General features: G+C 65.6%; 6 protein-coding genes. 3 read left to right on the top strand and 3 right to left on the bottom strand.

All coding sequences use genetic code 11. The annotated features are described in order from the left end of the window. Positions 1-11: 11 nt before the first annotated feature. Together C2U70_RS11155 and galE are read right to left on the bottom strand one after the other, a co-directional pair. Entirely contained in the window at positions 12-1,814 is a 1,803-nt protein-coding gene (locus C2U70_RS11155; protein WP_140978058.1) for an ABC transporter ATP-binding protein, read from the bottom strand. A 120-nt stretch (positions 1,815-1,934) separates the two neighbouring features. Continuing rightward, positions 1,935-2,948 (bottom strand): UDP-glucose 4-epimerase GalE, encoded by a 1,014-nt coding sequence (galE, locus tag C2U70_RS11160; RefSeq protein WP_140978059.1) that lies wholly within the window; start codon positions 2,946-2,948, stop codon positions 1,935-1,937. A gap of 126 nt (positions 2,949-3,074) precedes the next feature. Here galE and C2U70_RS11165 point away from each other — a divergent pair, with 126 nt between their 5' ends. Next, positions 3,075-4,112, top strand: coding sequence for a glycosyltransferase (locus C2U70_RS11165; RefSeq protein ID WP_140978060.1), 1,038 nt, complete (start codon positions 3,075-3,077; stop codon positions 4,110-4,112). A 179-nt stretch (positions 4,113-4,291) separates the two neighbouring features. Here the strand turns inward: C2U70_RS11165 and waaF are convergent, their stop codons facing one another. After that, positions 4,292-5,371: a lipopolysaccharide heptosyltransferase II gene (waaF, locus tag C2U70_RS11170; RefSeq protein WP_140978061.1), complete on the bottom strand. Its 1,080-nt coding sequence runs from the start codon at positions 5,369-5,371 to the stop codon at positions 4,292-4,294. 174 nt (positions 5,372-5,545) lie between these two features. On the opposite strand from waaF, the gene rfaD reads away from it, so the two are divergent. Both rfaD and rfaE1 read left to right on the top strand, forming a co-directional pair. After that, on the top strand, positions 5,546-6,526 hold the full coding sequence (gene rfaD / locus C2U70_RS11175) for an ADP-glyceromanno-heptose 6-epimerase (protein ID WP_140978062.1): 981 nt from the start codon (positions 5,546-5,548) through the stop codon (positions 6,524-6,526). Between the two features lie 13 nt (positions 6,527-6,539). Beyond that, positions 6,540-7,816: D-glycero-beta-D-manno-heptose-7-phosphate kinase (gene rfaE1 / locus C2U70_RS11180; protein WP_140978063.1), on the top strand; the 1,277-nt coding region annotated here is incomplete at its 3' end.

Here is a 7,816-nt window from a genome sequence, read left to right on the forward strand (position 1 = left end):
GGTGAATGACCTTATGCGGTGGCACTGATCGGCGCCAGCGTGCCGGCGTCGTGATGTTGCAGGCGGAAGAAGGAGGCGTAGCGGCCGGAGCGGTGCAACAGCTCGTCGTGCCGGCCGCGCTCGACGATCTCGCCACCCTCGACCACCAGGATCGCATCCGCGTGCATGATGGTGTGCAGGCGATGGGCGATCACGATGGTGGTGCGGTTCTGGCAGAGATGCTCGATTGCCTCCTGCACCTGCTTCTCGGACTCGGAATCGAGCGCCGCGGTGGCTTCATCGAGCAGGATGATCGGCGCGTTCTTGATCAGCGCGCGGGCGACCGCGATGCGCTGGCGCTGGCCACCGGAGAGCTGCGTGCCATGCTCGCCGACCGGCGTGTCGTAGCCGAGTGGGAAACTCATGATGAAATCATGCGCGCAGGCGGCTTTCGCGGCGTCGACGATCTGCTCCTCGGTCGCGCCCGGCTTTCCGAAGGCGATGTTGCTGCGGATGGTGTCGCGGAACAGATAGACGTCCTGGCCGACATAAGCGGTCTGCGCCCGTAGTGACTTGCGAGACACCGACGATATCGACTGGCCGTCGATCAAAATGTCGCCCTGCGTCACCTCGTAGAAGCGCAGCAGCAGCGCGAGCACCGTGGACTTGCCGCCCCCGGAGGGCCCGACCAGCGCGGTGACCTTGCCGGGCTCGGCCACAAAACTCATGCGGTTGAGCACGGTCTCGCCTGCGCGATAGGCAAAGCTGACGTCGTTGAGCTCGATGCGCGCGTCGGTGAGCTTCAGCGCCGGCTTGTCGTCGTCGGAATGCTCGCTCGCGGGGCTGTCGACCACTTCGAGCAGCATGCGGGCGCCGACGAGCTGGCTGTTGAGGTCGATGTTGAGCCGCGCCAGCCGTTTTGCCGGCTCGGTCGCCATCAGGAACGCGGTCATGAAAGAGAAGAACTGGCCGGGCGTGGCGCCGAGCGCGACCACGCTGTAGCCGCCGTAGAGCAGGCAGCCCGCGACAGCGAAGCCGCCGAGCATCTCCATCAGCGGATTGGAGCGGTTGGCGACGCGCGCCATCTTGTTGGCGTTGCGCTCGACGATCGCAATGTTCTCGTCGATGCGCTTCTGCATCGTCTCTTCCAGCGTGAACGCCTTGACCGTGCGGATGCCCTGCAGCGATTCCTGCATGGTCTCGAGAATATCGGCGGTGCCGGTGAACTGGTTGTAGGCGAGGCCCTTGATGCGCTTGACCAGCTTGCGCAGCACCAGCATCGCCGGCGGCACCACGACGAGGCCGATGAACGACATCAGCGGGTCCTGCCACACCATCACGGCGACCATGCTGACCAGCATCATCAGGTCGCGGCCGATGGCGTTGACCAGCATGTTGAGCACGTCGGTGATGGACTTTGCGCCGGCCGTCAGCCGCGCCAAAAATTCCGACGAATGCCGCTCGGAGAAGAAGCCGATGCTCTCGCGCATCAGCTTTGCGAAGAGCTGGCGCTGGTTGTTGGCGAGGATGGCGTTGGAGATCTTTGCCAGGATCACGGTGTGGCCGTAGGTCGCCATGCCCTTGACGAACAGCAGGATGACCGTGACGCCCGACAGCATCGCGATGCCCGCGACGTTCTTGTCGACATAGGCCTGGTTGATGACCTGGCCCAGCACGTAGGTCGCAGCCGCGGTCACGCCGGCAGCTACCGCCATCAGCGCGAAGGCCGTGAGGTAGCGCCGCCAGTAGGTGATCCCCTGTTCCATGACCAGGCGGCGAATCAGGATCGCTGCGCCATAGGGATCGTCGGTGATTTTCTTTGGAAACTGAGCCATCCGCAGTCCATTGACGGGGCGGCGAGTAGGACTCGCCCGCGCGTCAGGGATCGATGGGCCTCTGTGCCCGCACCAAGCGGGTTTTTCAAGCCCAATTAAGGGCTTGCATATCAACGGATTTTAGGCCGAGGCGGCGTGCCGGAGCTCGCCATGGCGCTCGCGGAACAGCTTCTCCTCCCAAGCAAGGGCGTGGGCCGCGATGGTTTCGAGGTCGTCATATTGCGGCTGCCAGTCCAGCATGCTGCGGATGCGGCCGGTGTCGGCCACCATGGTCATGATGTCGCCGGGCCGGCGTGGGGCGTATTGCACGGCGAAGCTGCGGCCGGAGACCCGGCGCACGGCGTCGATGGTTTCCAATACGGAATAGCCGCGGCCATAGCCGCAGTTCAGCGTGGTCGAGGCGCCGCCGCGGCGCAGGTAAGCGAGCGCTGAGCGATGCGCCTGCGAGAGGTCCGTGACGTGGATGAAGTCGCGGATGCAGCTTCCGTCCTGGGTCGGATAGTCGGTGCCGAACACGTCGATCTTGGCGCGCTGGCCGGTGGCCGCCTCGACCGCGATCTTGAGCAGATGCGTAGCGCCGACGGTGGCGAGCCCGATGCGGGCCTGCGGATCGGCGCCGGCGACGTTGAAATAGCGCAGGGTCACGTACTGCATGCCGTAGGCGGCGGCGACGTCGTGCAGCATGATCTCGGTCATCAGCTTCGACGAGCCGTAGGGCGACAGCGGCCGCGTCGGCGCGTGCTCGGGCACCGGCACCTGGTCCGGATTGCCGTAGACGGCGGCGGTCGAGGAGAAGATGAAACGGTTGATGCCGCGCTTCACCGCCACGTTGAGCAGGTTGCGCGCGGTCATGAAGTTGTTGCGGTAGTAGCCGAGCGGATCGCGCATCGACTCCGGCACGATGACCGAGCCCGCGAAATGGATGATGCTCTCGATGTTGTGCTGGGCGATCACGCCTTCGACCAGGTTCTCGTCGCCGGCGTCGCCAATGAACAGCGGCACGCCTTCCGGCAAGTAGGTCGAGAAGCCGGTCGAGAGATCGTCGATCACGACGACGTCCTCGCCGGCTTCCGCCAGCGCCAGAACCGTGTGACTTCCGATATAGCCGGCACCGCCGGTGACAAGCACAGTCATGATCTCACCCGTCTTCGATCAACGCCGGATGCTAACGATTGTGCGGTGAAGAGGGGGTTTCGGCCGAGCTGAACTGGTCACTATGCTTAATGTTGCGTATAGGAACTGCGCGAAACGGAGTGCGACGTGCCCAATTCTCCCGGCGATCTCCAGGTGATCGTGCCAAATCTGCACAGGCGCTATTCGGGCGTGACCGCGACCAACCGCATGGTCGCGCCGCGTCTGGCAAAGCTGGTGCGCGCGGCATGGTTCGGCTCGCATGCGCCTGATGGCATTGCGCGCCTGAGCGGCGGCGATCTGCTGAAACTCTGGCGCCGTTCGACACCGCTGGTCTGGCACGCGCGGCGCAACAACGAGATGATCGCAGGCGTGCTACTGCGTGCGCTCGGCTGGCCGCTGAAGCTCGTGTTCACCTCGGCGGCGCAGCGCCACCACACCTGGATCACGCGATGGCTGATCCGGCGGATGGACGCGATCATCGCGACGTCAGATGTCTCGGCGTCGTTCCTGAAGGTGAAATCGACCACGATCCCGCATGGCGTCGACACCGACGTCTACATGCCGCCTGCTGATCGAGCCGCGGCGTTTGCGGAAGCCGCGCTGCCGGGCCGCTACGCGATCGGCTGTTTCGGCCGCGTGCGGGCGCAGAAGGGGAGCGACGTTTTTGTCGATGCGATGTGCCGCTTGTTGCCGCGCTATCCGGATTTCACCGCCGTCATCGTCGGCGCCGTCACGCCGGAGCAGATCCCGTTCGCGAACGAACTGAAGAAGCGGATCGAGGCTGCAGGCCTGCAATCGCGCATCGTCATCACCGGCGAGCTGCCGATCGAGGACGTCCAGCGCTGGTACCAGCGGCTGACGATCTACGCCTTCACCTCGCGCAACGAAGGTTTTGGCCTGACCCTGATCGAGGCGATGGCGGCGGGGGCTGCGCTGGTGGCCTCACGCGCCGGTGCGGCCGAGCTCGTGGTCGAGGACGGCGTCACCGGCGTGCTGACGCCGACGGGCGATGCCGATGCGCTGGCGGCGGCGCTGGAGCCATTGATGCGCGACGTGGCGGTTGCGACCGCGATGGGCCAGCGCGGCCGCGCGCGCGTGCTGCAAAAGTTCAGCCTGGATGCGGAGGCCGCGGCGATCGCTTCGGTCTATCGTGCGGTGATCTGAGGGGGCGTCAAAAAATGGGTTGAAAACAACCCCATGCACAGTAGCCGTGGGGCGGTGAGGAAAATTTTGCTGATTTTACGAATTTCGCTTGACCCGTCGGGCAAATCAGGTGTATATTGCCATCATCGCAAGCAGCCCCGATAAGTGCAGATTGCCGCTCAAATGGTGCATCCTGCCGCTCAAGTCGTGGCGCGCGGGGCCGTTTCCTGCAGCACGCGGCGCGCAATCGCGACAACGTCCGACGCCGCGATGTCGCGCATGCAGCGGTGATCGTTCATGCGGCAGACCGTGCTTTGGCAGGGCTGGCAGGACAGCACGCTCTTGTTTTGCACGACGGTGGCGGCAAGGCCGTTGAGCGGGGCCCAGAGATAGGGGCTGGTCGGGCCAAAGATGCCCATCGTCGGCGTGCCCAGGGCGGCCGCGATATGCATCAGGCCTGAGTCGTTGGAGATGGCGACGCCGGCTGCGGCCATCGCCATCACGCCATTGCGCAAATCCGTGCTGGTCATATCCCGCACGCGCGGCCCGCCGGCTGCGACGATCTCCTGCGCCAGGGCCTTCTCGCCGGGGCCGCCGACGACCCAGACGTCGAGGCCGAGCTCCGCGAACTGGCGGGCGGCTTCCGGATAATAGGTCCAGCGCTTGGAAGCGCCGACTGAGCCGGGCCCCAACGCGACCGCAGGCGCGGCGCCGATGCCGTTCGCCTGCCGCCAGCGGGCGACGTCCTCCGGCGGCACCCGCAACTGCGGCACCGGCCATTCCGGCGGCAGCGGCGCGCCGTCGGGCCGGGCGAGGGCGGCATTCTCGTCGATGAAGCGGGGCAGCTTGCTCTCGCCCCAGCGCCATCGGTTGATCAGGCCGAACCGGAACTCGCCGACCCAGCCGACCCGCTCGGGGATACCGGCCAGCGTCGGCGCAATGGCGGCCTTCCAGGTCCGGGGCAGCACCAGGGCCGTGCCGTAGTTCTGCGCCCGCAAAAGCTTCGCCAGGCCGAACTGGCGGCGCAGGGCCAGCCGGCTGCGCGGGAGGTCCCAGACGATGCCTTGGCGGACACCGGGCATGTAATCGACCAGCGGGGCGCACAGGGTCGTGGTGAGCATGTCGACCGGCCGGTTCGGCCAGCGCTCCTTCAAAACCCGCACCACGGTGTGATTCCGGACGAAATCGCCGATCCACATGTAGGGGATGATGAGGATCGGACGAGTGTCGGCCGGATCTATGGCTTCTTGGGCCCCCTGAAGTTGCGAATCTTTGTTCATCTGTTAATGCGGCAAAATGGGCGGTTTGGCTGGCGGTTCGGTAGCCGCTCCCGGGCGGGAGGTAAAGGCTGCCACATCTGGAGGTCCAAAACCGCTTACACTTTGACGGATCATGCGCTAGGGCAGGACCTTGAGTAGCGCTCGGGCCCGGTGAAATCAGGCAGGGATTTTGGAATGTTGCTGGTGACCGGTGGGGCCGGTTTTATCGGGTCGAATGTCGTGGCCGCGCTCAACGATGCGGGCCGCGCTGACGTCGCCGTCTGCGATGTGCTCGGTCACGACGGCAAGTGGCGGAACCTCGCCAAGCGCCAGCTCGCCGACATCGTGCCGCCCGCCGAGCTCCTGCCATGGCTGAACGGGCGCAAGCTCGACGCGATCATCCATCTCGGCGCGATCTCGGAGACCACCGCGACGGACGGCGACCTCGTCATCGAGACCAATTTCCGCCTCTCGATGCGCCTGCTGGACTGGTGCACGGCGAACGCGGTCCCGTTCATCTACGCCTCGTCGGCGGCGACCTATGGCGATGGCGAGACTGGCTTCGGTGACGACGCGTCACTGCCGGCGTTGAAAAAACTGCGGCCGATGAATCTCTACGGCTGGAGCAAGCATCTGTTCGACCTCGCAGTGGCCGAGCGCGCGGCGAAGGCTGAAGAGTTGCCGCCGCAATGGGCCGGGCTAAAATTCTTCAACGTGTTCGGCCCGAACGAATATCACAAGGGCACGATGATGAGCGTGCTCGCCCGCCGCTTCGACGACATCCGGGCAGGGCGCGTCGTGCAGCTCTTCAAGTCACATCGCGACGGCATCGCCGATGGCGACCAGCGGCGCGATTTCATCTATGTCGACGACGTCGTGCGGGTGATCCAGTGGCTGCTTGCGACGCCCTCGGTCTCCGGCCTGTTCAACGTCGGAACCGGCAAGGCGCGCAGCTTCAAGGATCTGATCGTCTCGGCCTATGCGGCGCTCGGCAGCAAACCGAACATCGACTATGTCGACATGCCCGAGCAGATCCGCGGCAGCTATCAATATTTCACGGAAGCCGAGGTCGATCGCCTGCATCGCGCCGGTTACAATGGCGGCTTCACGGCGCTGGAGGATGCGGTTGCGGCCTATGTGAAGGGCTATCTCGATCAGCCCGATCGCTTCCGTTGAGGGCTCAAGAACCATGCCGACGCCGATGATCGATTTCGACGCAATCTCGCAAGCCATGAAGAGCCGCACCGTGCTCTGCATCGGCGACCTCATGCTCGACGAGTTCGTCTATGGCAAGGTGTCGCGGATCTCGCCGGAAGCGCCGGCGCCCGTGATCGCGGCGCAGCGCAGCGAGCACCATATCGGCGGCGCCGGCAACGTCGCGCGCAATGTGGCGGCGCTCGGCGCGCGCTGCATCTTCGTCGGCCTGGTCGGCGCGGACGAGGCCGCGACGCGCCTGAAGGCCGCGCTCACCGACGAGGCCAATATCGAGAGCGTGCTGGTGTGCGATCCCGCACGGCCGACCACCCGCAAGGTGCGCTTCGTCTCCGAGCATTTTTCGACCCACATGCTGCGCGCCGACTGGGAGCAGGCCGCGCCGGCCTCGGCGGAGATCGAGCAGAAGCTGATCGATGCGATCGAGCAGCAGCTTGTCCGCGCCGACATCGTGCTGCTTTCGGACTACGCCAAGGGCGTGCTGACCGCGCGCGTGATCCGTCACACCATCGACGGGGCGCGAAAACTCGGCAAGCGCGTGATCGTCGACCCCAAAAGTCTCAATTTCGCGATCTATCGCGGCGCCACACTGCTCACGCCCAACCGCAAGGAGTTTACGGAGGCAACCCGCAGCCGCGCCGACAGCGCGCAGAGCATCGTCGCAGCCGCCCAGGACGTCATGCAGCTCGCCGATTGCGAGGCGATTTTGGTGAAGCAGAGCGAGGACGGCATGACGCTGGTGCCGCGGAGCGGCGCGGCGATCCACATTCCGGCCCATCCGGTGAAGGTGCGCGACGTCTCCGGCGCAGGCGACACGGTTTCGGCCGCGCTGGCGGTTTCGCTCGCGGCAGGCGCCGACTGGGAGACCGCGCTACGGCTGGCCAATGCGGCGGCTGCCGTCGCCGTCAGCAAGCCGGGAACGGCGAGCGTGAGCGCGGCCGAGCTGCGCCGCAAGATTTTGCCGCACGCATATCTCGCCGCGGAAGAGAAGATCGTGATCGCGGCCGATGCACTCGACGCACAGTTGACCGAGTGGCGCAAGCAGGGCCTGCGTGTCGGTTTCACCAATGGCTGCTTCGACATTTTGCACCCCGGCCACGTCAAGGTGCTCACGGCCGCGCGGGCGGCCTGCGACCGGCTGATCGTCGGCCTCAACAGCGATGCGTCGGTTAAGCGCCTGAAGGGCGAGCGCCGTCCGGTGCAGGACGAACGGGCGCGCGCCGAAGTGCTTGCGGCGCTCGAAGCCGTCGATCT

The organism is Bradyrhizobium guangdongense (genome assembly GCF_006483445.1).
Classification (GTDB): domain Bacteria; phylum Pseudomonadota; class Alphaproteobacteria; order Rhizobiales; family Xanthobacteraceae; genus Bradyrhizobium; species Bradyrhizobium guangdongense_A.